The 22576-nt window shown below is 64.6% G+C and carries 20 protein-coding genes and 1 pseudogene; 6 read left to right on the top strand and 15 right to left on the bottom strand.

Going from position 1 to position 22576, the window contains the following annotated elements; all coding sequences use genetic code 11:
* Positions 1 to 54: 54 nt before the first annotated feature.
* The 9 genes from F8237_RS31755 to eno form a co-directional block, all read right to left on the bottom strand.
* Complete coding sequence (locus tag F8237_RS31755) at positions 55 to 507, bottom strand: nucleoside deaminase (RefSeq protein WP_151650026.1); 453 nt, start codon at positions 505 to 507, stop codon at positions 55 to 57.
* Between the two features lie 2 nt (positions 508 to 509).
* Positions 510 to 812 (bottom strand): DUF5076 domain-containing protein, encoded by a 303-nt coding sequence (locus F8237_RS31750; RefSeq protein ID WP_015685879.1) that lies wholly within the window; start codon positions 810 to 812, stop codon positions 510 to 512.
* A gap of 3 nt (positions 813 to 815) precedes the next feature.
* Positions 816 to 2198 carry a pyruvate dehydrogenase complex E1 component subunit beta gene (locus tag F8237_RS31745; protein WP_151650025.1) on the bottom strand — a complete coding sequence of 461 codons (1383 nt, stop codon included), beginning with the start codon at positions 2196 to 2198 and terminating at the stop codon, positions 816 to 818.
* A 29-nt stretch (positions 2199 to 2227) separates the two neighbouring features.
* Positions 2228 to 3250, bottom strand: coding sequence for a pyruvate dehydrogenase (acetyl-transferring) E1 component subunit alpha (gene pdhA / locus F8237_RS31740; protein WP_151650024.1), 1023 nt, complete (start codon positions 3248 to 3250; stop codon positions 2228 to 2230).
* Between the two features lie 313 nt (positions 3251 to 3563).
* On the bottom strand, positions 3564 to 3881 hold the full coding sequence (locus F8237_RS31735; RefSeq protein WP_151650023.1) for an FtsB family cell division protein: 318 nt from the start codon (positions 3879 to 3881) through the stop codon (positions 3564 to 3566).
* A gap of 102 nt (positions 3882 to 3983) precedes the next feature.
* Positions 3984 to 4535: an NADPH-dependent FMN reductase gene (locus F8237_RS31730; RefSeq protein WP_151650022.1), complete on the bottom strand. Its 552-nt coding sequence runs from the start codon at positions 4533 to 4535 to the stop codon at positions 3984 to 3986.
* Positions 4536 to 4718: 183 nt separating this feature from the next.
* Positions 4719 to 5717, bottom strand: a complete 999-nt coding sequence (locus F8237_RS31725) for an MBL fold metallo-hydrolase (protein WP_151650021.1) — start codon at positions 5715 to 5717, stop codon at positions 4719 to 4721.
* Between the two features lie 118 nt (positions 5718 to 5835).
* Positions 5836 to 6969 carry a zinc-binding dehydrogenase gene (locus F8237_RS31720; protein ID WP_151650020.1) on the bottom strand — a complete coding sequence of 378 codons (1134 nt, stop codon included), beginning with the start codon at positions 6967 to 6969 and terminating at the stop codon, positions 5836 to 5838.
* A 33-nt stretch (positions 6970 to 7002) separates the two neighbouring features.
* Positions 7003 to 8286 carry a phosphopyruvate hydratase gene (gene eno / locus F8237_RS31715; RefSeq protein WP_151650019.1) on the bottom strand — a complete coding sequence of 428 codons (1284 nt, stop codon included), beginning with the start codon at positions 8284 to 8286 and terminating at the stop codon, positions 7003 to 7005.
* Between the two features lie 125 nt (positions 8287 to 8411).
* Here eno and queF point away from each other — a divergent pair, with 125 nt between their 5' ends.
* Positions 8412 to 8888, top strand: coding sequence for a preQ(1) synthase (queF, locus tag F8237_RS31710; protein WP_151650018.1), 477 nt, complete (start codon positions 8412 to 8414; stop codon positions 8886 to 8888).
* Between the two features lie 21 nt (positions 8889 to 8909).
* Here queF and F8237_RS31705 read toward each other — a convergent pair whose 3' ends face one another.
* Positions 8910 to 9617: a GntR family transcriptional regulator gene (locus F8237_RS31705; RefSeq protein WP_162006298.1), complete on the bottom strand. Its 708-nt coding sequence runs from the start codon at positions 9615 to 9617 to the stop codon at positions 8910 to 8912.
* A gap of 30 nt (positions 9618 to 9647) precedes the next feature.
* Here F8237_RS31705 and F8237_RS31700 point away from each other — a divergent pair, with 30 nt between their 5' ends.
* From F8237_RS31700 to F8237_RS31680, 5 genes are read left to right on the top strand one after another with little or no spacing between them, the layout of a single operon-like run.
* The gene (locus F8237_RS31700) at positions 9648 to 10766 is read left to right on the top strand and encodes an ABC transporter substrate-binding protein (RefSeq protein ID WP_244626028.1); all 1119 of its coding nucleotides are present in this window, start codon (positions 9648 to 9650) and stop codon (positions 10764 to 10766) included.
* Positions 10756 to 12495 carry an ABC transporter permease gene (locus F8237_RS31695; RefSeq protein WP_151650016.1) on the top strand — a complete coding sequence of 580 codons (1740 nt, stop codon included), beginning with the start codon at positions 10756 to 10758 and terminating at the stop codon, positions 12493 to 12495. Before F8237_RS31700 ends, F8237_RS31695 begins: the two co-directional genes overlap by 11 nt.
* The gene (locus F8237_RS31690; RefSeq protein WP_151650015.1) at positions 12488 to 13591 is read left to right on the top strand and encodes an ABC transporter ATP-binding protein; all 1104 of its coding nucleotides are present in this window, start codon (positions 12488 to 12490) and stop codon (positions 13589 to 13591) included. The genes F8237_RS31695 and F8237_RS31690 overlap by 8 nt, the downstream gene beginning before the upstream one ends.
* Positions 13575 to 14837 (top strand): CaiB/BaiF CoA transferase family protein, encoded by a 1263-nt coding sequence (locus F8237_RS31685; protein ID WP_151650014.1) that lies wholly within the window; start codon positions 13575 to 13577, stop codon positions 14835 to 14837. The genes F8237_RS31690 and F8237_RS31685 overlap by 17 nt, the downstream gene beginning before the upstream one ends.
* Positions 14834 to 15739 carry an HpcH/HpaI aldolase/citrate lyase family protein gene (locus F8237_RS31680; RefSeq protein WP_151650013.1) on the top strand — a complete coding sequence of 302 codons (906 nt, stop codon included), beginning with the start codon at positions 14834 to 14836 and terminating at the stop codon, positions 15737 to 15739. The genes F8237_RS31685 and F8237_RS31680 overlap by 4 nt, the downstream gene beginning before the upstream one ends.
* A gap of 16 nt (positions 15740 to 15755) precedes the next feature.
* On the opposite strand, the pseudogene glsA reads toward F8237_RS31680, so the two are convergent.
* The 5 genes and pseudogenes from glsA to F8237_RS31655 all read right to left on the bottom strand — a co-directional run bounded on the left by glsA (position 15756) and on the right by F8237_RS31655 (position 22529).
* Positions 15756 to 17631: pseudogene (gene glsA, locus F8237_RS31675) on the bottom strand (glutaminase A).
* A 147-nt stretch (positions 17632 to 17778) separates the two neighbouring features.
* Positions 17779 to 19872, bottom strand: coding sequence for a methyl-accepting chemotaxis protein (locus tag F8237_RS31670; RefSeq protein ID WP_151650012.1), 2094 nt, complete (start codon positions 19870 to 19872; stop codon positions 17779 to 17781).
* 141 nt (positions 19873 to 20013) lie between these two features.
* Positions 20014 to 21225 (bottom strand): MFS transporter, encoded by a 1212-nt coding sequence (locus F8237_RS31665; protein ID WP_151650011.1) that lies wholly within the window; start codon positions 21223 to 21225, stop codon positions 20014 to 20016.
* Positions 21225 to 22076: a 3-deoxy-8-phosphooctulonate synthase gene (gene kdsA, locus F8237_RS31660; protein ID WP_151650010.1), complete on the bottom strand. Its 852-nt coding sequence runs from the start codon at positions 22074 to 22076 to the stop codon at positions 21225 to 21227. The genes F8237_RS31665 and kdsA overlap by 1 nt, the downstream gene beginning before the upstream one ends.
* Before the next feature lie 126 nt (positions 22077 to 22202).
* The gene (locus F8237_RS31655) at positions 22203 to 22529 is read right to left on the bottom strand and encodes an NIPSNAP family protein (protein ID WP_151650009.1); all 327 of its coding nucleotides are present in this window, start codon (positions 22527 to 22529) and stop codon (positions 22203 to 22205) included.
* Between the last annotated feature and the right edge of the window lie 47 nt (positions 22530 to 22576).

Raw genomic sequence — 22576 nt, 5'->3', positions numbered from 1 at the left:
GACAAACTTTTCAAAAATTCGCCCCCGGAAGCGAGGACGAACAGGACGTAAGATTTAGTTGCCGATGTCGCCTTGCCACAGGCGCTCATTGGCCGGGATGGAACGCCAGTTCTTCATCATGGTGATGGAGCGGTCGTCGGCAAGATCGATCCAGGGGATGCCGAACTTGTCGAGAATGTCCTTGGATCCCTCGAAGGTGACGGATTCCCCGATCACCACCAGCTTGACCTTGAACAGAGCGAGCGCGCCGGCACACATCGAGCATGGCGACAGCGTGGTGTACATGATTGTGTCGTGAAACGAGATCGCGCCGGCCTCGCGCAGGCAGCTCATCTCGCCATGCAGGATCACGTTGTTCTCCTGCACGCGGTTGTTGTGGCCGCGGGCGATGATCTTGTCGTCGCGCGTCAGCACGGCGCCGATCGGCAGGCCGCCTTGCGCGATCGAGGCCTCCGCCTCGCGGATCGCCTCCAGCATGAAATCGAAATGGTGGGCTTCGATCGCCACGGTCAGTGTCCCTTCCCGCGCGGTGTCGTCGTGCCGGTGTCCGTGGGACGCTCGATCTCGGCCTGGAACATCTCCAGGATCCGGTTCATGGCGTCTTCCTCGGTATACTCGCTCTCACGCGCATAGGCGCGCGCGGCGTGGCGGGCGAGATCGACCAGCAGCAGGCCCCACATGTCGGGTTCCTCGAAGGCGCGCTGGAACGCCATCGACAGCCCGCCGTCCAGCACGAAGACGCGCAGGATCTCGACCGCGTCATCGCGGGCGAGGACGTCGGGCGGCAATGGCTGCTCCTTCGGGCCCGCCATGATCTACCTGTAGCAGACGGCTTTGGCGGCTTCGACCACTTCGGCCACGGAGGGCAGCGCGAGCTTCTCCAGGTTCGCGGCATAGGGCATCGGCACGTCCTTGCCCGAGACGCGCGTGACAGGCGCGTCCAGATAGTCGAAGGCGTTCTCCATGATGCGCGCGGCGATCTCGGCGCCGACACCGCTCTGGGCCCAGCCCTCTTCCACCGTGACGGCGCGCCCGGTCTTCTTGACCGAGGCGATGATGGTTTCGGTGTCCATCGGTCGCAGCGTGCGCAGGTCGATCACCTCGGCCTCTATGCCGTCCTTGGCGAGCTCGTCGGCCGCCTTCAGCGCGTAGGTCATGCCGTTCGACCAGGAGATGATCGTGACGTGGCTGCCGCTGCGCGCGATGCGCGCCTTGCCGATCGGAATCACGAAATCGTCGAGCTTGGGCACCTCGCCGGTGTGACCGTAGAGCACCTCGTTCTCGAGGAAGATCACCGGATTGGGATCGCGGATCGCAGCCTTGAGCAGGCCCTTGTAATCGGCAGCCGAGAACGGTGCGACGACCTTGAGGCCCGGAACGCTCGAGTACCAGGCCGAGTAGTCCTGGCTGTGCTGGGCGGCGACGCGGGCGGCGGCGCCGTTGGGCCCGCGGAACACGATCGAGCAGCCCATCTGGCCGCCGGACATGTAGAGCGTCTTGGCCGCGGAGTTGATGATCTGGTCGATCGCCTGCATGGCGAAGTTGAAGGTCATGAACTCGACGATCGGCTTCAGGCCCGTCATGGCGGCGCCGACGCCGACGCCGGCAAAGCCGTGCTCGGTGATCGGCGTGTCGATCACGCGCTTGGGTCCGAATTCCTGCAGCAGGCCCTGCGTGACCTTGTAGGCGCCCTGATATTCGGCGACTTCCTCGCCCATCACGAAGACATCCGCGTCGCGGCGCATCTCTTCGGCCATGGCGTCGCGCAGCGCTTCGCGGATGGTCTGCGTCACCATCTCGGTGCCGGCGGGCACTTCCGGATCGGGTTCAGCAACGGCCTGCGGTGCCGCAGCGGCCTTGGGCGCAGGCGCTTCGGCCCTTGCAGCGGCGGGCGGAGCTGCTTCAGCTGCCGGCTTCGCCGGCGCAGGCGCCTTGGCGAGATCGGCGGCGCTCTCGCCATCGGCGAGAATGGTCGCGATCGGCGTGTTCACGGCGACGTCGGCGGTGCCTTCGGGGATCAGGATCTTGCCGAGCGTGCCCTCATCGGTCGCCTCGACCTCCATGGTCGCCTTGTCGGTCTCGATCTCGGCGATCACATCGCCCGACTTGATCGTCTCGCCTTCTTTTTTCAGCCATTTGGAAAGGTTGCCCTTTTCCATCGTGGGCGACAACGCGGGCATCAGCACTTGAATTGGCATATCGTCTCCAAGAGAAAGCTTGCGCGCGTTCAGCGGTAAATGTCGGTCCAGAGCTCGGCGGCATCCGGCTCGGGATCATGCTGGGCAAAGTCGGCAGACGCGTTGACGATGTCGCGCACCTCGGCGTCGATCGCCTTGAGATCGGCCTCGCTGACCTTGGCCGCCAGCAGGCGATTGCGCACCTGCTCGATCGGATCCTGGTCGTGGCGGACCTTCTCGACCTCCTCGCGCGTGCGGTATTTTGCAGGGTCGGACATCGAGTGGCCGCGATAGCGGTAGGTCTGCATTTCCAGGATCATCGGCCCGTTGCCACCGCGGCACCAGGCCGCGGCTTCGTCGCCGGCGGCCTTCACGGCGCGCACGTCCATGCCGTCGACCTGCAGGCCGGGGATGTTGAAGGACGCACCGCGCTTGGAGAAATCCTGCTGCGCCGAGGCGCGCGAGACCGCGGTGCCCATGGCGTAGCGGTTGTTCTCGATCACGTAGATCACCGGCAGCTTCCAGAGCTCCGCCATGTTGAAGCTCTCATAGACCTGGCCCTGGTTGGCCGCGCCATCGCCGAAATAGGTGACGCTGACATTGTCGTTGCCGCGATAATTGTTGGCGAAGGCGAGACCAGTGCCGAGCGAGACCTGGGCGCCGACGATGCCGTGGCCGCCGTAGAAGTGCTTCTCCTTGCTGAACATGTGCATGGAGCCGCCCTTGCCCTTGGAATAGCCGCCGCGGCGGCCCGTGAGCTCGGCCATGACGCCGTTGGCCTCCATGCCGGTGGCAAGCATATGGCCGTGATCGCGATAGCCGGTGATGACCTGATCGCCCTGCTTCAGGGCCATCTGCATGCCGACCACCACGGCCTCCTGGCCGATATACAGATGGCAGAAGCCGCCGATCGCGCCCATGCCGTAGAGCTGGCCGGCCTTTTCCTCGAACCGCCGGATCAGGAGCATGTCGCGGAGCGCCTTGAGCTCCTGCTCCCTGGTGAATTCCGGAGGCGAACCGCCGTTGGTCTTGTCTTGTGGAGTGCTTGCGGCGGCTTTCTTGGGTGCGGCCATGGGAATTCCGGGTCAGAGAAAACTTTCGACCTCTCTAACCCAGTTCAAACGCGCGCGAAAGCACCGCGGCGACGCGGCGCAAGTTTCGTTATGCCGCACTGCAACGTGGTCGAAATATTGCACAATGTTTGGCTCTGATCGGGCAACATTAGCTCCGCGTGCTCACGCCAAGGTGTGTGGAATGCCGGATCGCGGACATGCCGGCGTCAACAGCACGACGGCAACGCGCCTTGCGCATGTCTCGGTCGTGACGGATCGATGGAATCAGTGACGGGTCGCCGTGCACGCGCAGGCAGCAGCCTGCGTCGGCGCATCACTTGGCCGGGATCATCCGAACAAGATCGCGCGGATTGACATAGTCGAGCTGGAATCGCGCCCGCTCGTCCAGCATGTCGGGGTCGATCTTCGCGGTGCGCAGCAGCGAGACGCGCTGCTCGTTCCTGGCGCGCTCGCGCTTGAGCTGCGCCAGCTCGCTGGTCAGCGCGATGATCTCCTGATCGAGCTCCTGGCGCGCGTTGAGGCCGTATTTGCCGGTATAGGCGTTGACGCCGAAATAGCCGACGATCGCGGCCGCCATCGCATAGAGGGCAAGGCCGGTCAGGATCGATTTCAGGCGGGCGCGGGAGACCATCCTGGCAAGATGGGACAGGTTGGTTAAGAGCGCGCTAATTTCCCCTGCCCGCTGCGTCGATCGTCATGCCCGGGCCTGCCCCGCGCATGACGATCAAGGGCCTCAGCCGTGGTGCTTGGCCACGTGCGCCGCGAAGGCGTCGATATAGGCCTGGAGCACGGTCTTCAGGGAGTCCTTCACCAGATTGCCATCCGCATCGAAGGCGTCGCCAACGGCGTTCAGGTATGTCTCCGGCTGCTGCAGGATCGGACCGGCAATGCCGGGCAGGATGTTCTGCAACGACTTGGCGGCGCTGACGCCACCCTGCGGGCCCGGCGAGTTGGAGATGATGCCGACCGGCTTGCCGTTGAACGAGCTCTTGCCATACGGCCGCGAGGCGACGTCGATAGCGTTCTTCAGCACGCCCGGGATCGCGCGGTTATACTCAGGCGTGATGAACAGGACGCCGTCCGACTTCTGGAGCTTTTCGCGGAAAGCGAGCCAGTCGGCCGGCGGCGCACCCTCGAGGTCCTGGTTGAAGAACGAGATCCCCGCGGGCGTGATGACCTCGAGCTTGAGCGTGTCAGGCGCGAGCTTGGCGAGCGCATTGCCGATCTTCAGAGAGAAGCTGTCCTTGCGCAGGCTGCCGGCGATCGTGACGATGTTGTAGGCCATGAATTGTCCTTGAGGGCTTGAGCGGGAGTGCCGGACCGGCACTTAAGCGGTCCGGGCCGATGGATGCAAGTGCATGAACCGGCCCGGTTTGGAAACGCTGAGTTTCACGAAAGCAGATGGTCTCCCAAAACAATCAGGCCGCCGAGCGGCGGCCTGATGTTTCGTGCGATTCTGCAAAACGGCTCAGATCGTCGGATTCCACGCCTTCGGGATCAGGCGGTACTTCGCGCCGTCCTTTTCGACATAGCCGACAGAGGGGAAAGTGAAATGGAAGCCGATGACGGTCGCCTTTTCGGCGGCCGCCATGTCGTAGAATTTGTGGCGGGTCTCCTGGGCCAGTGCGGGATCGGCATCGTAAGCCACGTGCCAGTCCGGATTGCGCAGGAAGAATTCCGGAATGTTGGTGACGTCGGACTGGATCAGCACCTTGGCATCGCCCGAGGCGACAGCGAAGGACGTGTGACCCGGGGTATGGCCGGGCGTCGCGATCGAGGTGATGCCGGGCGCGACTTCCTTGCCCCACTCGAACTTCGTCACCTTGGACTCGAGGCCGGCAAAGGTCTTCTTCACGTTGGCAAAGTAGTTCTTCATCATGCCGTTGGACTCGGCCTTGGCGGCGTTGTCCTCGCTGGTCCAGAACTCCCAATCCTTGCCCGGCACCATGATCTCCGCGTTCGGGAACGCGAGCGCGCCGTCGGCGAGACGAATGCCGTTGGTGTGGTCGGGATGCAGATGCGACAGCAGCACGACGTCGATGCTCTTCGGGTCGACGCCGGCGGCGGCGAGGTTCTGCAGGGTGCGGCCGACCGCGCCCTTGCTCGGCTCGAGATTGGCGACGCCGTTGCCGGCATCGATCAGCACGAGCTTGGAGCCGGTGTTGATGAGCTGCGGATTGAACGGCACCGTCACCATGCCCTTGGGCATGTAGGACGCCTCGCCGGCGGCCAGCGCCTCGTCCTTTGGCACGTTGGCGACGAACTTGTCCGGCATCGGGAAGGTGCGCGCGCCGTCATTGATCGAGGTGCACTCGTAAGCGCCGACCTTGTAGCGGTAGAAGCCCGGTGCCTGCGCCCCGGCTTGCGGCACTGCGCCGCTGGAGGCGGTCGGCCGGAGGCCGGCCATGGCGGCCGCACCGACGGCAGCGGCGCCTGCGAGCAAATGGCGGCGATTGAGATCGGTCATGCAGATGTCCCCTTCTGAGCGCCTGCGGTTTCTCCGCTTGCGAATGGCGGCGGAATAATCTCCCGCTTCGCTCAGAAGGCAAGACCTCCTTTGGGTGACGTGCCGTCGCACATCACGATTATTTATTTGGGGCGATGAGGAATTTTTCGCCGGTGGCCCGTTTGGCGTAGACCGCGATATTGGCGGGATCGAGTGCTTCCTGAAGCGACACCACCTTGGTGTAGTGGCTGGCGAAGGTGGTCTTCAATTCGTCAACCACGCGCTGGCGCAGCCTGGCGCCGTCCGCCGGCCCGATCTTCATCAGGAACGGAAACAGCAGCCAGCCGCCGACGCCCCAGGCCATGCCGAAGCCGCGCGGCAGCTCGATCGGGCGGACATCGAGCCCGCCGTAGACATAGACCTGCTTGTGCACGTTGGAGCCGTAGCGGCTGTATTCCTTCGCGGTCTTGTTGATCGCGATTTCCATGCAGTTGAGGATGTCGCCGGCGAGCTTGCCGCCGCCGATGGCGTCGAAGGCGATGGTGGCGCCGGTCTCGACCAGCGCATTGGTGAGATCGGCAAGGAAGCTCGGCGCGGTGGAATCGACGACGTATTTGGCGCCGATCTTGTGCAGGATGTCGGCCTGCTCCTTGCTGCGCACGATGTTGACCAGCGGGATGCCGTCCTTGATGCAGATCTTGTTCAGCATCTGGCCGAGATTGGAGGCGGCGGCGGTGTGCACCAGCGCCTTGTGGCCCTCGCGCCGCATGGTCTCGGTCATGCCGAGCGCAGTCAGCGGATTGACGAAGCAGGAGGCGCCTTCGGCAGGCGTGGTGCCTTCGGGCAGCGGCAGGCACTCGCGCACTTTCAGGGTGCGGTACTGCGCGTACATCGCGCCGCCGATCATCGCAACGGTCTTGCCCATCAGCGCCTTGGCGGCATCGGACGAGCCGGTCTTGATGACCACGCCCGCGCCTTCGTTGCCGACCGGCATGGATTCGTCGAGCCGACCGGCCATCGCACGCATCGCGCCCTCAGGCACCTTCGCGGTGATGACAGGGGCTTCCTTCGTGCCGGATGCCTTCGCCGTGCTCATGTCGGCTGCGCCGATCAGGAGCCCGAGGTCGGACGGGTTGATCGGGGCCGCCTCAACGCGGACGACGACCTCGTCCGGGCCGGGTTCGGGGGTCGGCACGTCGAGCAGCGAGATCTCGAGCTCACCGCTCTTCTTGATCAGCGAACGCAGTTGCAGGCCGGTTGTGCCATCGCTCATGTCGATCCTCCCTTGTCCTTGCCAGGCGCCGGCTTATGCCAGCGCCTTCAGTGCCGCCTTGCCACCGTAGAGCGCCTGCTTGCCGAGCTGCTGCTCGATGCGCAGGAGCTGGTTGTATTTGGCGGTGCGGTCGGATCGCGCAAGGGAGCCGGTCTTGATCTGACCGCAATTGGTGGCGACCGCGAGGTCGGCGATGGTGGAATCCTCGGTCTCGCCGGAACGGTGCGACATCACCGAGGTGTAGCCGGACTTGTGCGCCATCTCGACGGCGGCGAGCGTTTCGGTCAGCGTGCCGATCTGGTTGACCTTGATCAGGATGGAGTTGGCGCGGCCCGCCTTGATGCCTTCGGCGAGGCGCTTGACGTTGGTGACGAAGAGATCGTCGCCGACCAGCTGGCACTTCTTGCCGATGAGGTCGGTGAGCTCCTTCCAGCCGTCCATGTCGTCTTCCGACATGCCGTCCTCGATGGTGACGATCGGGTAGCGGCCGACGAGGTCGGCGAGATATTTGGCCTGCTCGGAGATCGAGCGGGTCTTGCCCTCGCCTTCATAGACGTACTTGCCGTCCTTGAAGAACTCGGTCGAGGCACAGTCGAGGCCGATCACGATGTCGGTGCCCGCCTTGTAGCCGGCCTTGCCGATCGCGTTCATGACGAACTCCAGCGCGGCGTCGGCCGATGGCAGATTCGGGGCAAAGCCGCCCTCGTCGCCGACATTGGTGTTGTGGCCGGCTTTTTTCAGCTCGGACTTCAGGGTGTGGAAAACCTCCGCGCCGTAGCGCAGGCCCTCGGCGAAGGACGATGCGCCGACGGGGAGGATCATGAATTCCTGGAAGTCGATCGGGTTGTCGGCATGCACGCCGCCATTGATGATGTTCATCATCGGCACCGGCAGCAGCCGCGCCGAGGTGCCGCCGACGTAACGATAGAGCGGCATGTCGAGCGAGTTCGCGGCCGCCTTGGCGACGGCGAGCGAGACGCCGAGGATGGCGTTGGCACCGAGCCGGCTCTTGTTCGCCGTGCCGTCGAGGTCGATCATGATCTGGTCGATCTGGGCCTGCTGCTCGGCATCGAGGCCGCTCAGGGCCTCGAAGATCTCGCCGTTGACGGCGCCGACCGCCTTGGTGACACCCTTGCCGAGATAGCGGGCCTTGTCGCCGTCGCGCAGTTCCACGGCTTCATGGGCGCCGGTGGAGGCGCCGGAGGGCACGGCGGCCCGGCCGAGCGCGCCATCTTCCAGCACGACATCGACCTCGACGGTGGGATTGCCGCGGCTATCCAGGATTTCGCGTCCGATGATGTCGATGATGGCGGTCATGAGGGCCTCTTTTCGGGGAACAAAGGGGGCAGTTGGCGGTGCTTCTACCGCAATGCATCGAAGCGGAAAAGGCCGGGTGACGGCCCTCGCATGATTGGCTAAGAGGGCGACACGGAGGCGGCCTGATGTCGAAAAAACCCAGCAAATCGAACAACTCCCCTGCTCTGCAGCTCGGCCGCGCCGTGGAATGGCCGGAGACGCCCGAGAAGGCGAAGCTCGACCGCGTGCCAAATCCGCAAGGCGGCACCGATTATCTGGTCCGTTTCACGGTGCCCGAGTTTACCTCGCTCTGCCCGGTGACGGGCCAGCCGGATTTCGCGCATCTGATGATCGACTACGCGCCCGGCCCGTGGCTGCTGGAGTCGAAATCGCTGAAGCTCTACATCGCGAGCTTCCGCAACCACGGCGCCTTCCACGAGGATTGCACCGTGATGATCGGCAAGCGCATCGCGTCCGAGATCAAGCCGAAATGGCTGCGCATCGGCGGCTACTGGTATCCGCGCGGCGGCATCCCGATCGACGTGTTCTGGCAGACCGGCCGGGTGCCGAAGGGCCTGTGGGTGCCGGAGCAAGGCGTCGCGCCCTATCGCGGGCGGGGTTAGTTTCTCTCAGGCACGACTGTCTCAGCGCGCCGGATAGTTGGCGCCGGACTCGACGATGTGTCGCCGCACCGCTGCAACGAGCGCGGCGAGATCGCGAGACTCGATCGCGTCGACGATCTCGACGTGGTGCGCGGCGCTCCTCTGCAGCTCGGCATTCGACGGCCACAGCGCGATCGGTCCGGGTCTGGCGCGGTTGCGGATCTCGACGATGAGCCTGGCGAGCGATTGGTTCGCCGCATGGCGATAGATCTCGTCGTGAAAGGCCGCGTTGGTATTCGCCTGGTCCGCCTTGCTGCCGCGCGCCACGGCATCTTCAAAGATTTTCTGGGTTTGCTTGATCTTCTCGAGTTCGCCCGGACCGATATTCGGTAGCGCCTGCGTGGCCGCTTCAACCTCCAGCAACATGCGGATCGCCAATATCTCGCGCACGACAGTCAAGTCTGGCTGCGCGACCCGGTATCCGCGATTTTCGACATGGCTCACCATCCCGCTCGCGGCGAGCTGTGTCAGCGCACTCCGGACATCGAACCGTTTCGCAGCGAAAGCCTCCTCCAGATCGATCTGGCGCAACCATTCGCCGGGCCGATAGTCGCCCTGGAGGATGGCAGCACCGATTTCGGCCGCCAACAACCGCTTCTGCTCCTTCCGTACTTTCATGGCTGCTTCCTCGTTTGGACCGCTTGACTTGTCAAAATTATTGCGCACAAATTGGCGCCAATAAATACGCATAACAAATCGCATCGACGGGAGGAACACTAGATGTCCGGCATCGATCGTAGAAGCTTAATGGTGATGTCGGTTCTCGGCGCCACGGTGGGGCTGCGCGGCACCGCCCAGGCTGCGCCGACCGGATATCCCGAGAATTATCAGAAGATCATCGACGACGCCCATAACGAGGGCAGCCTGCTGATCTATTCGATCATGTCGCCGGAAAACTGGCGGCCTGTGATCGAGGGCTTCAACAAGCTCTACCCGAAAATCAAGGTCGAGACCCTGGATCTCCCCGCCTCGCGCGAGAGCTTCGAGCGCTATCTGGCCGAGCGGAGCACCAACAGCCGCACCTGCGACCTCATCGCGACGGCCGATCCGGGCGGATGGATCGACTTCCAGGAGCGCGGCGAAATCCTCGACTATGCCTCGCCCGAAGCGAAGGCCTGGCCGGATTGGTCAAAACCAATTCCCGGCGTCTACACCGTCTCGTCCGACCCGATGGCGCTGATCTGGAACAACACGCTGGTGCCGGACGGCAAGCGTCCCAAGACACTTGCGGAGTTCATCGAGCTTGCGATGGCAAACGAGAAGGCCTGGCGCAACCGCATCACCAGTTACGGCGTGCATCAAACGACCTTCGGCTACGGCATCGCCTACGCCTACGTGAAAAAGCACGGCGAGAAAGCCTGGGAGCAGTTCGCACAGCTTGCAAAGCTTTCGCCCCGCTTCGAGCGCTCCGGCGGCCCGATGACCGAGAAGGTGACCTCCGGCGAATACACCATGGGCTTCTTCGTTTCTGCCATCACCTTCTGGCCGCGCCTGAACGATCCGGCGCGGGCCAAGATCCTCGGCTGGAGCTTCATCGGCGATGGTCAACCGGTCGTGCTGCGCGGCATCGCCATTCCGAAGGGATCCAAGAACGTCAACGCCGCCAAGCTGATGCTCGACTACGTCGTCTCGGAGGACGGCCAGCGCGCATTCGGACGGGGCGGCCTGACGCCGGCGCGTCCCGGTGTGAAGCCGGGCGACGGAATCCGCCACACCTACTCGTCGATCGTGGAAGCCGTCGGCGAGCAGAACATCTGTTACATCGGCTACGATCGGGACGCCTTGCGGGACTACGACAGCTTCGTGGCACGCTGGAAAAAGACCTTCAATGTCGCTTGACGCAAGCCGCGCTCTGGGGGCGACGGCCGCGGACGAGCTGCCGAAGCCACTGCCCGGCCGCGATACCGTCATCCAGTACGGCATGGCCCTGCTTACACTTGTCCTGATCGCAGCGCCTCTCCTCCCGGTTCTCTATCAGTCTTTCCTGGATCGCGCGCTCTACGATTCCGGTCAGCAGCTGACGCTGGCCAATTTCGGCCGCCTGCTTCGCACCGACGGCTTCGCGCTGGTCATCTGGAACACGTTCGTGTTCGCCACCCTCACCACCGTGATATCGCAGGCGCTCGGCACGCTGGCGGCAGTGCTGTTCGGCCGCACCGACATGCCGTTCGCGCGGTTGTTCGGTGAACTCTTCCTGTGGCCGATCTATCTCTCGGCGCTGGTGCTCTCGTTCGGCTGGTACACGATCTACGGACCGGCCGGCTACTTGACGCTTCTGGTTCAGTCGATCTTCGACGGCGCACCGTGGAATCTCTACTCTCTGCCGGGAATGGCGATGATCGCCGGCGTTTCGCAGGCGCCGGTCGCCTACATCTACTGCATGTCATCGGCCTCGATCACCGATCCGACACTGGAGGAAGCCGCGCGCGTCGCTGGCGCCGGCACCTTGAGGACATTGTGGCGGATCACGCTGCCTCTGCTGATGCCGGCGATCGCCTACAGTGCCGTGCTGAACTTCACGGTGGGATTGGAGCTGCTCGCCATTCCACTGGTGTTCGGAGATCCCGCCGGCATCACCGTGCTGACGACGTTCCTCTACAACAACGGCGTGGCGTCGGCCCGCCCCGATCACGGCCTGGTGGCGACAGCCGCCGTCGTGATGCTTGCCGTCGTCTGCGTGCTGGTCTGGCTGCAAGGACGTTTGCTTGGCAACACAAGACGTTTCGTCACCCTCGGCGGCAAGGCCACGCGTCCACGCCCTTTCCGCCTGAACAATCTGCGCTGGCCGCTTTGTATCCTCTCGGCGATCTACATCGTCGCAACGGTCGTGATGCCGATCGGCGCTCTGTTGCTGCGCGCCTTCACCAGCCTGCTGTCGCCGATGGTGCCGATCAGCGAGGTGCTGACGCTCGGCAATTTCGCGAACATGCTCGAATACCCGGTCTACCCGCGCTCGATCTGGAACTCGCTCGTCGTCAGTTCGGTCGGCGGCGTCATTGCCACTGCGATGGTCGCCCTGATCGCGATCATCGTGCTGCGCTCCGACTTCCGCTGGCGCGGGCCACTGCACTACATCGCACTGTTTCCCCGCGCGGTCCCGGGCGTCGTCGCCGGCATCGGGTTCTTCTATGCGTTTGCACTCGTTCCGGGCCTGGGGGGCGTTCGAAACACGATCTGGATTCTGGTTGCCGCCTTCACGATGCACTTCATCCCCGTGGGGCTCGGTGCGATCGCGCCGATGTTGTTGCAGATGAGCCCGGATTTCGATCGCGCCGCCCGCACGCAAGGCGCGGACTGGTGGACGACGAGCCGGCACATCGTCTTGCCCTTGCTGAGGCCGGCGCTGGTTGCCTGCTTCATCATCCTCTTCATCACGTTCTTCAAGGAGTATACGACCGCGATCTTCCTGTTCGCTCCCGGCAGCGAAGTGATCGGGACCACACTGCTCCAGGCATGGACGCAGGGCGAGGTCGGCCTGGTGTCCGCGCTGGCGACCGTGCAGATCCTGGTGATTGGAGTCTGTGTCACGGCGGCACGCGCTTTTCTCGGAGTAAAGCTTTATGGCTGAGTTGCTGATCGAGAACCTGCACAAGCGGTACGGGCCGGTCAAAGCGATCGACGACGTCAACATCCATGTTGCGGATGGCGAGTTCGTCACACTGCTGGGACCGTCGGGGTGCGGCAAGTCAACGACGCTCGGCGCCATTGCCGGACTGGATCAGCCGACGAGCGGACGCATTCGCGTCGGCGACAAGATCTATTTCGACGGCGAAAAGGGGATCTTTCTGCCGCCGGAAGCCCGCCATTGCGGGCTCGTGTTCCAGAGCTACGCATTGTGGCCGCACATGACCGTGTACGACAACGTCGTGTTTCCGCTCAAGCTGCGCAAAGTGTCGAAGGCCGATTGCAGGCGTCGCGTCGAGGAGAGTCTTGCTCTCGTCGAGATGGAGCACTTTCAGGATCGTTATCCGCACCAACTCTCGGGCGGCCAGCAGCAACGTGTCGCGCTCGCGCGAACATTGGTGTACCAGCCTGAAATCCTCTTGCTCGACGAACCCTTGTCGAATCTCGACGCAAAGCTGCGCGACCGCGCCCGGACCTGGCTTGCCGAACTGCGCACGCGTCTCGGCCTGACGACGATCTACGTGACGCACGACCAGGTCGAAGCCCTGGCCCTATCCGACCGCATCGTGGTCATGAACGGCGGCCGCATCAGCCAGATCGGCTCTCCCCAGGAGATCTACACGCGGCCAGCGGACAGTTTCGTGGCCGACTTCATCGGAACGACGAATTTCCTGAACGGCGACGTGGTCGGGGCGCCCGACGGCGACGGACAGACGCTGGTCAGTCTCGCCGACGGCCAGCGCATCCTGATCAAGTCCGACAAACGTCCATCACTCGGCGACAAGGTCACGTTTGCCTATCGTCCCGAGCAGATGCGCCTCGCCGCGGCCAACGATCAGGCCGTCGGAGGTTCGATCGTCGATGCCGATGTGGTCAGTCACTCCTACGTTGGCGGCCGTTGGCAAATTGGATTGAGCGTCGGCGGAAACCAGATCCGCATCGAAACCCAGGATGCAACAACTGACCGCCAGTTGCGTCTGTGGCTGCCCGTGACCGGCGGCATCCTGTTTACGGAACGGAACCATGGCAAATCCCACTGACGCCGCCACTCCCGAAAGCGGACTGCACCGGGCTGACTATACGCCCGGCGTCCGCGGCCCGCTGACAGGACTCCGCGTCATCGACCTTTCGAGGCTGGTCGCGGGCAATCTTCTCACGCAACACCTTGCCGACTTCGGCGCCGACGTCATCAAGGTCGAGCCGCGCGAAGGCGATACGCTGCGCGGCTGGCGCACCAAGGGCGTCGAGACGAACTGGAAGATCCATTCGCGCAACAAGCGCAGCATCTGCCTGGAATTTCGTCACGAAGAGGCGGTGCCGCTGATCCGCAAGCTCATTCCCGGCGCGGCGATGCTGATCGAGAGCTTTCGTCCGGGGACGCTCGAGCAGATGGGGCTTTCGCCGGAAGAACTGCTCAAGCTCGAGCCCAGGCTCGTGATCGTGCGCATCTCGGGATGGGGACAGACCGGCCCCTATCATCGCCGGCCCGGCTTCGGGACGCTGGTGGAAGGCTTTTCCGGCTTTGCCGAGATGAACGGATTCCCTGATCGCGAGCCGGTTCTGCCGCCCATGTATCTGGCCGACGCCTTGTCCGGCCTCACCGGCGCGTTCGCGGCCATGGCGGCACTACGGGAGGTCGAGATCAACGGCGGCAAAGGACAGGTCATCGACCTGCCGCTGCTCGATCCCATCGTAAACTCGCTGGGGCCTCAGGCGGCAAACTATCGTTTGACCGGCGCGGTGAAGCCGCGCAGCGGAAGCCGCTCGAGCGGCTCCGTCCCGCGCAATGTCTACCGCACACTCGATGGCGGCTGGGTTTGCCTGTCGGCTTCCACGCAAGGCATGGCCATGCGGGTGCTGCGCTCGATCGGCCGCCCCGAGCTTTGCGATGATCCGCGGTTCAAGACCAACGAACAGCGGCTCGTCCACGTCACCGAACTGGACAAGATCATCGGCGACTTCATTGCGACCCGGACTGTCGACGACAACGTGACGTTCTTCGAAGCTGCCGAGGTCACCATCGGCCCGGTCAACGACACCGTCCGGTTGATGAGCGATCGCCACGTGCAGGCCCGGGAATTGCTGGCCGACTATCCCGACGAGGACATGGGAACGTTCCCCATGCACGCCGTTCCTGTGCGCCTGTCCGAGACGCCAGGAAGCATCCGGACGCCCGCGCCTCGCCTCGGACAACACAGCCGCACCATCCTGGCCGAAGCCGGCCTCAGCCCTGACGATATCGATGCCGCCCTCGCCTCGGGCGTTGTGAAGGAAACCAGCAAATGACACTTCAGCGAACATTCCCGGTCTGGCGCTCTGCGCTGTTCGTCCCCGCGAACGTCGAGCGGTTCGTCGCCAAAGCCGTCGAGCGCGGCGCGGACGCACTGATCATCGATCTCGAGGATAGCGTGCCGCTTGCTGAAAAAGCGACCGCCCGAAAGTTGATCCCGGGCATCGTGAAACGGTTTCGCGACACCGGAAATTCGGACGTCATGGTGCGGATCAACCAGCCGCTCGAATTGGCGGTGCCTGACCTCGAAGCCGCGGTCATCGCCGGCGTGGACGCGATCAAGATCACCAAGGTCGAAGGCGCCGAACATCTGCGCCTGCTCGACGAGATGGTGACGAGACTGGAGATTGATCGCGGATTGCCCGTCGGCAAGATCTGGTTTGTCGGCCTGATCGAGGCGCCTGGTCCGCTGGCGCGAGCCCACGACATCGCACGTTCGATCCCGCGGCTGGCCGGCATTTCGCTGGGTGCCGAAGATTACGCCACCGCCATCGGCGCCAAGCCGACCGAGGAGACCCTGCTGATGCCGAAGCAGCAGATTGTGCAGGCCGCGCGAGCCGCCGGCATCATGCCGCTGGGCACCATCGGCTCGGTTGCCGATTTCTCCGATCTGGAAGGATACACCCGGATCGTCAGGCGCTCGGCGGACTTTGGCTTCGTCGGCTCGGCCTGTATCCACCCGTCACTGGTGCCGATCCTCAACGCGGGTTTCAGCCCATCCGACAAGGAGGTGGCGGACGCCGAGCGCGTCGTTGCCCTGAACAAGCAAGCGGCTGCCGAGGGGCGCGCATCCTTCGCCATCGACGGCAAGATGATCGACATCCCGATCGTTCAGCGGGCCGAAGCGCTGCTCGAACGCGCGCAAGCGATCGCAGCACGCGCGCATCGGTCTCGTTGATTGTGTCAGCTTCAGATCAGTAAGCGCTGAGCAAATCGACCTTCGCATTCGCGAGCACCAGCCGCCGCGCCAAAATCGCGGCGAGGTTGCGCATGATCTTCAGCGAGGCCTCGGGATGCACGCGGCGGTAGTCGGCAAAGCTGTCGAGCGGCAGTTCGAGGCAGGCCACAGGCGTATCGGCAAAGACGTCGGCGCTGCGGCTTTGCTCGAGCATCGCCATCTCGCCGAACGCCATGCCGGGGCCAAGCGACGCCAGCCGCACGCCGCTCCGCAGCTTCACGCTGACCATGCCGCTCTGGAGGAAGAACAGCGAATTGGCGGGCTCGCCGGCGGCGATGATGCGCTGGCCGGCGGCATAACGGCGCGTGGTCGACAGACTGATGATGGCGGCGATCTCCCCCGTGTCGAGCTCGGCCAGCAGTGCCTGCTCGCCGAGATGCGAACTCTCCTTCACGTCGGTGAAGCCGCCGAAGCGGTAGATCACCTGGTCCTCGGCCCATTCGATGGCATCATCGAGCAGCGCGAAGCGCAGCAGCCGTCGCGGATCGGCCGTCCGCGCCGAGATCGCCGCCCACACCGCCGAGGTCTCCTCGAATCCTGACAGGATCGTGGTGATGTCGGCATTGCCGAGCGCAGTCAGAGTTTCGCCCAGCAGCTCGGCGCCGGCCGCGGTGATATCAGGGACACGGCGGAAATCGATGATCAGGAGCGGCGCATTCGGCGGCTCGCTGGCGAGCCTTCGCGTGACGTAGTCGATGGTGCCGAAGTTCATCGCGCCGACCAATTCGAGCACGCGAATGTCGCTGTGGCGCTCGTCGAGGGTCTGCTGCTCGCGCGGCTGGCGGCTGCGGCGCGACGAGATGCCGTAGATGTCGTAGTCCGCCATGATGCTGGAGCGGACGTCGGCATTGCGGTTGAGCATGTGCAGGTCGAACCGGGCCGACAGCGCCTCGCAGACCTTCAGGCCGCGCGCGCTGTTGAAATGATTGTCGAGCAGCGGCGAGAAGTTGCCGAGCCCGAGCTGCGAGGGCAGCGCCGCCACGATACCGCCGCCGACGGCGCTCTTGGCGGGAATGCCGACCCGATAGGTCCACTCGCCGGCATAATCGTACATGCCCGAACTCGTCATCACCGACAGCGTGCGCGCGACGACGTGCGGCGTGATCACCTGCACGCCCGTCACCGGATTGATGCCGCGATTGGCGAGCGTGGCCGCCATCACCGCGAGGTCGCGCGCGGTGACCAGGATCGCGCATTGGCGGAAATAGACGTCGAGCACGGCATCGACGTCGTCAGGCAGCACCGCATAATTCCGCAGCAGCCAGGCGATGGCGCGGTTGCGGTTGCCGGTCGCGGTCTCCGAGGCATGAACGGCCTCGTCGACGCCGAGCTCGCGGCCGGCGAACTGGCCGAGCTTTGAGCGGACGCGCTCGAAGGCGCCCTTCCCGTCCACCGCGTAGATCAGGCCCGAACAGGCAATGGCGCCGGCGTTGACCATGGGGTTGAAAGGCCGGTTGTCGTTGGTGAGCCGGATCGAATTGAAAGCCTCGCCGCTCGGCTCGACGCCGATGGTGGCCGCCACCCGCTCCTCGCCCACCATCTCCAGCGCCAGTGCGAAGACGAAGGCTTTCGAGACCGACTGGATCGTGAACGGGACTGCGCTGTCGCCGACCTCGTAGACATGGCCGTCGATGGTGACGAGCGCGATGCCGAAATGGTCGGGGATTGGCGCGCTTCAGCTCGGGGATGTAGTCGGCCAGCTCGCCGGAATTGTCGACGCGAAATTCCTCATAGCAATCGGTCAGGAAACGCCGCAGCGGCGGCTTGGTGGGATATCCGGTGGATCGTAGCGCGCTGGCTGGGCTGGGCGAACGGCTGGTCTGGGCGTCCACGATCTCGCACCTCGGTTTGCCCAAAATCAAAGCAATCCTTGTGCCATGTATACCGCAGGGCGCCGCGGCACGATGCCACGAAAAGACGACGGCCGCCGCAGCCGGAGGCCGCGACGGCCGGTCGGATTGGGCCGTGTTGCCAGCGCGTCACGCCACCGCACGCACCTTGCTGATGAATCCGTCCACCTCCGAGGTCAGCGAGGTCGACTGGCCGGACAGGTTCGCGGCGGCCTTCAGCACGCCGGATGCGGCGCGGCCGGTCTCGTTCGCGGCCGACGATACCGTTGCGATGTTGCGCGTCACGGTCGAGGTCGCCTCCGCCGTGTGCTGCACGGTGTTTGCGATCTCGGCGGTCGCCTTGTTCTGCTCCTCGATGGCGGCGGCAATGACGCGGTTGATGCTGGAGACTTCCTCGATGGTCTTGACGATGCCGTCGATCGCCGCGACCGCCTTCTGTGTCGCACCCTGGATTTCCGTGATCTGGGTGCTGATCTCATCGGTGGCTTTCGCCGTCTGCGAGGCGAGGTTCTTCACCTCACTCGCCACGACCGCAAAGCCCCTTCCGGATTCGCCGGCGCGCGCCGCTTCGATGGTTGCGTTCAGCGCCAGCAGGTTGGTCTGACCGGCGATCGATGTGATGAGGCCGATGACCTCGCCGATGCGACCGGCACCGTCGGCGAGCGCGCGCATCGTGCTGTCGGTCTCCTTGACGGTGACGACCGCCTGCTCGGTGGCGCGCGTCGCCTGCTCGACCTGGCGGTTGATCTCGCGGATCGAGGCGTTGAGCTCCTCCGCCGCAGCCGCGACGGTCTGCACGCCGCCGCCGACCTGTTCGGCAAGGGTCGAGGCCGAGCCGGCCTGGGTCTGGGCTTCGGCTGCGGTGCCCGACATCGAGCGCGCCGTCGTCTCCAGCTCGCCCGTGGCGCTCGACAGCGCCTGCACCATCTGGCCGATCCGGCCCTCGAACTGCCGCACGAGGCCGGACAATTCGGACGCGCGCTTCTCCTTGTCGGCGCGCTCGGCGGCCTGGTCGCCGGACAGGCGTTCGGCGTTGATCATGGCCTCCTTGAACACCTGAAGAGCCGCGGCCATGCGGCCGATCTCGTCGTTGCGGTCGAGGCCCGGTACCTCGCCGGCGAAATCATGCGCGGCGAAGCGGGTCATCACGCCGGTGATCGCGGTCAGCGGCCGGGTGACGCGGTTGCGCATCAGCATCAGTCCGCCGACAGTCAGCGCGAGCGAAGCCGGCACCAGCAGGCCGAACAGGATCAGGCTGAAGCGGGCGCGCGAGGCGCCCTCCTCGGCCCGCGAGATCATGTTGGCGAGCGCGGTCTGCGTGACGATGACGACATTGTTGGCGCCGACCAGCTGGCGATCGCGGTAGTCGATGCCGGCGACGCCGGCGGGCTCACCGGCGAGCAGCTTGGTCGCGATCGCGTTGCGCTCGTCGCTGAGGGCGCCGGAGATTTCCGGCTCGGCGTTGCGGATCGCCTGCAGCAGCTCCGGCGAGGCGACGTCCGGGCTGAGGTCGCGCACCACCAGCCAGGACTGCTGGATGCGGCCGCGCAGATCGGCGAACAGAACGCCATCAGCCGCGGTCCAGGTCTTGTTGGCGAGGATGGAGGAGAACTGGACCAGGATGCTCTGGCCGGCATTGGCGCGGGCCTGCCAGGACGCCTGCTTGGCGATCAGGAGGCGATCGACCACGGGGTCGATCAGCGTCATCGCGTTGTCGACATGGGCGGTGACGTCGCCGATCGCGTCCATATAGGCATCGCTGATCTTGGCCCAGCTCGGCGTCAGGCTGGCTTCACGCGCCCCCTTCTCCTGCTTCAGAGCGATAATCGCGCGCGGCCGCAGCTCCTCGAGCTGGGCCCAGATGCCACGGAGCTTGTCGAGCTTGTCGGCAAGACCGGGTGCTTCGACGGAGGCGAGGCTCTGCAAGGCCTGCGCGTAATTCTTCTGCACAGTGGCGCGCTGCCCGGCGAGGCTGCTCATGACGCTGTCGGGCGCGGGTGCGGCCGCCGCCAGATAGCTCAGCGTGTCGCCGCGCTCCAGCCGAAAGATCACCAGCGTGCTGGTCAGGTCGCGGCTGGCGATCGCGAGCGAGACGATGCGGTTGCTGTCCGAATAGCGCGTGACCGCCAGCTTCAGCGCATAGGCGCAGATGACGATGAGGACGAGACCGAGAGATCCAACCACCGCCCCGAGGATACGGGCGACCGAACGCTGCTTTTGCATCGACTGATCCACAGATGTTGCCGCCGGTTAGCGGTTTCCGGCAATCTACGGAACGAACGGTGAGATTTGATTTAATGTCGACGGGACCCGGTTACCGATTTATCCCGAAGAAATACGGAGACCGGCAATTCGATACTCACCTCAGGCCCGCGCGTCCAAAGGCGCCCTCTGCCGGAGCAGCCGCGCGCAGACAAGGCCCAGGACAACCATGATCGCCGCACTTGCGAGCAGCGTCGGCGTCTTGCCGCCATGCTGGAGGCCGAGGCCATAGGCGAGCGGCCCGACGGTTTGTCCCATGAAGAAGAAGAACGAGTGCAGCGACATCGCCGTCGCCCTTGCGCCGATCGACAGCTCGCTGGCGAACACCTGCAAGCAGCCATGGATCATGTAGAAGCCCCAGCCCATCGCCAGCATGCTGGCGAATTGCAGCTTCCAGCCCGGACCAAATGCGAGCGCACCGAGCTGCAATGCCACGAGGCATCCGCCGGCGATCATCATGCCCTTGACGCCGAGCCGCGGCAGCATGCGCGAGACGGTGAAGGTGTAGAGCAACCCGCCGACCGCAAAACCGGCAATCACGATGCCCGCGATCGACAATGATTTCTCGCCGAGATCGAACAGGAACGCGGCGATGAAGGGAAACAAGCCGAACACGCAGCAGCCTTCGACGAACACGGCCGAATAGCAATAGCGCGTGTTGGGATTGGCGAAGATGGTGCGGTAGCCCTGCCGCAGGGTTTTCAGGTCGGTCTTCGGCGGCGGCGTCAGCGCGGCTCCGCGAAAACCTGCCGCAACCGCGACGGCGGCAATCAGGCCGAGCGCCCCGAGGATGACGAGCACGCCGCGCCAGCCGATGAAATCACCAATGATCCCGCTGGCGGATGCGCCGAGCAGGTTGCCGGTCATCGAACCCGCCATCGTGCGCCCGATCGCGACCTGTCGTTTGGCGGGCGCTACCAGATCGGCGGTCAGACCAAGCGCCACCGGAAACACGCCGCCTGAGGCGATACCGGCGAGGATGCGGGTCGCAAACAGGCCGGAGAACGTGGTCGTGAGCGCGCCCAGGATGCAGGCGACGCCGAGTAGCGCCAGGCACAACGTCATCAATCGCGCCTTGCCGAACAGATCGGCCGCCGCGCCGATCGCGGGCTGAACCAGCGCGTAGATCAAGGCGAAGCCGGCCGCGATGCTCGCGGCTGTCGTGATGCTGATCGAAAAATCCTCCGCGACATGCGGCAGGACCGGATCGAGCGCCCGGGTCGACAACGCCGCCGAGAAGCCGGCGAGCGCGATGATATTGATCGCGGGCGGAAACTTCTGCTCGGAGGACGGCCTGACCACAGGCTGCTGCATCAGCGCGTGGTGCTTTTGGCCAGCGCGTCGAAAGCCATCAGGTTGCGGATCAGTGCTTCGAACTCGCGCAGCGGCACCATATTGGGCCCGTCCGACGGCGCGCGATCGGGATCCGGATGGGTTTCGATGAAGACGCCGGCGACGCCGACCGCGACGGCCGCACGCGCCAGCACCGGCACGAATTCACGCTCGCCGCCGGAAGACGCTCCCTTCCCGCCCGGCTGCTGCACCGAATGGGTGGCGTCGAAGATCACGGGCGCGCCGGTGGTGCGCGCCATGATCGGCAGCGCGCGCATGTCGGAGACCAGCGTGTTGTAGCCAAAGGAGACGCCGCGCTCGGTGACGAGCACATTGGGATTGTTCGCGCTGGTGATCTTGGCCACGACATTCGCCATGTCCCAAGGCGCGAGGAACTGGCCCTTCTTGACGTTGACGACCTTGCCCGTCGCGGCGGCCGCGAGCAGCAGGTCGGTCTGCCGGCACAGGAAGGCCGGGATCTGCAGGATGTCCACCGCCTGCGCCACCTCGGCGCACTGCGCGGCATCGTGCACGTCGGTCAGCACCGGCAGGCCGAGCGAGGAACGGATCTCGGCGAAGATCGGCAGCGACTGCGCAAGGCCGAGGCCGCGCGCCGCGGATGCGCTGGTGCGGTTGGCCTTGTCGAACGAGGTCTTGTAGACGAGCCCGACCTTCAGCCGCGCGGCGATCTCCTTCAGCGCGGAGGCCACCTCCAGCGCGTGCTGGCGGCTTTCGAGCTGGCAGGGTCCTGCGATGATCGAAATCGGCAGATCATTGCCGAATTTGACCGAACCAATGGTGACGACCGGCGCCGCTGAATGCGAAGAGCTCAAGGCAAATTCCCTCGTTTCGCCGCGACCATAGCTGCGATGAGGGGTGGATCAACCCCATTCGGCCCGGGCCGTCAGAATATCAGGGTTGCGCCGGGGGATCCCGGCGCGCCCTGTGCAGGAAAGCGACTACTTGACCGACGAGAAAGCGGTCGGCGCCAGGATCTGGCTGACGATGTTGGCGACGATCTGGCCGTCTTCCTCGGTCTTCGCCCGTGCGGAAATCCAGTCCGGATCGCTCTGGAACGCCGTCCACTTCTTCTCGCGGTCGGCGAGCGAGTCCCAGGCGAGGAAATAGGTCAGCTCCTGGTTGGATTCACCGATCAGCGTGGTGAAGAAGCCGGCCTGCTTGATGCCGTGCTTTTCCCACAGCTTGAGCGTCACCGCCTCGAACCGCTTCAACAGCGCCGGCAGGCGGCCGGGCACGCAGCGGTAGATGCGCATCTCGTAGATCATCGGTGGTCTCCCTGATTTTGTCGTGCGGCCATCTGGCGCGGCCGGGT

The sequence above is a fragment of the Bradyrhizobium betae genome (assembly GCF_008932115.1).
GTDB classification, from domain to species: Bacteria; Pseudomonadota; Alphaproteobacteria; order Rhizobiales; family Xanthobacteraceae; genus Bradyrhizobium; species Bradyrhizobium betae.
Note: the sequence above shows the minus strand (reverse complement) of the source record. Positions and strands in the feature narration are given on the sequence as shown.

Coding starts and splice junctions, on each gene's coding strand:
- F8237_RS31655 (WP_151650009.1), bottom strand. CDS start 22,529: ATGATCTACGAGATGCGCATCTACCGCTGCGTGCCCGGCCGCCTGCCG.
- eno (WP_151650019.1), bottom strand. CDS start 8,286: ATGACCGCCATCATCGACATCATCGGACGCGAAATCCTGGATAGCCGC.
- F8237_RS31720 (WP_151650020.1), bottom strand. CDS start 6,969: ATGAGCGATGGCACAACCGGCCTGCAACTGCGTTCGCTGATCAAGAAG.
- F8237_RS31735 (WP_151650023.1), bottom strand. CDS start 3,881: ATGGTCTCCCGCGCCCGCCTGAAATCGATCCTGACCGGCCTTGCCCTC.
- F8237_RS31695 (WP_151650016.1), top strand. CDS start 10,756: ATGTCGCTTGACGCAAGCCGCGCTCTGGGGGCGACGGCCGCGGACGAG.
- F8237_RS31745 (WP_151650025.1), bottom strand. CDS start 2,198: ATGCCAATTCAAGTGCTGATGCCCGCGTTGTCGCCCACGATGGAAAAG.
- F8237_RS31665 (WP_151650011.1), bottom strand. CDS start 21,225: ATGCAGCAGCCTGTGGTCAGGCCGTCCTCCGAGCAGAAGTTTCCGCCC.
- F8237_RS31730 (WP_151650022.1), bottom strand. CDS start 4,535: ATGGCCTACAACATCGTCACGATCGCCGGCAGCCTGCGCAAGGACAGC.
- queF (WP_151650018.1), top strand. CDS start 8,412: ATGTCGAAAAAACCCAGCAAATCGAACAACTCCCCTGCTCTGCAGCTC.
- F8237_RS31725 (WP_151650021.1), bottom strand. CDS start 5,717: ATGACCGATCTCAATCGCCGCCATTTGCTCGCAGGCGCCGCTGCCGTC.
- F8237_RS31750 (WP_015685879.1), bottom strand. CDS start 812: ATGGCGGGCCCGAAGGAGCAGCCATTGCCGCCCGACGTCCTCGCCCGC.
- F8237_RS31705 (WP_162006298.1), bottom strand. CDS start 9,617: ATGCGTATTTATTGGCGCCAATTTGTGCGCAATAATTTTGACAAGTCA.
- F8237_RS31680 (WP_151650013.1), top strand. CDS start 14,834: ATGACACTTCAGCGAACATTCCCGGTCTGGCGCTCTGCGCTGTTCGTC.
- F8237_RS31700 (WP_244626028.1), top strand. CDS start 9,648: ATGTCCGGCATCGATCGTAGAAGCTTAATGGTGATGTCGGTTCTCGGC.
- pdhA (WP_151650024.1), bottom strand. CDS start 3,250: ATGGCCGCACCCAAGAAAGCCGCCGCAAGCACTCCACAAGACAAGACC.
- F8237_RS31670 (WP_151650012.1), bottom strand. CDS start 19,872: ATGCAAAAGCAGCGTTCGGTCGCCCGTATCCTCGGGGCGGTGGTTGGA.
- F8237_RS31690 (WP_151650015.1), top strand. CDS start 12,488: ATGGCTGAGTTGCTGATCGAGAACCTGCACAAGCGGTACGGGCCGGTC.
- F8237_RS31685 (WP_151650014.1), top strand. CDS start 13,575: ATGGCAAATCCCACTGACGCCGCCACTCCCGAAAGCGGACTGCACCGG.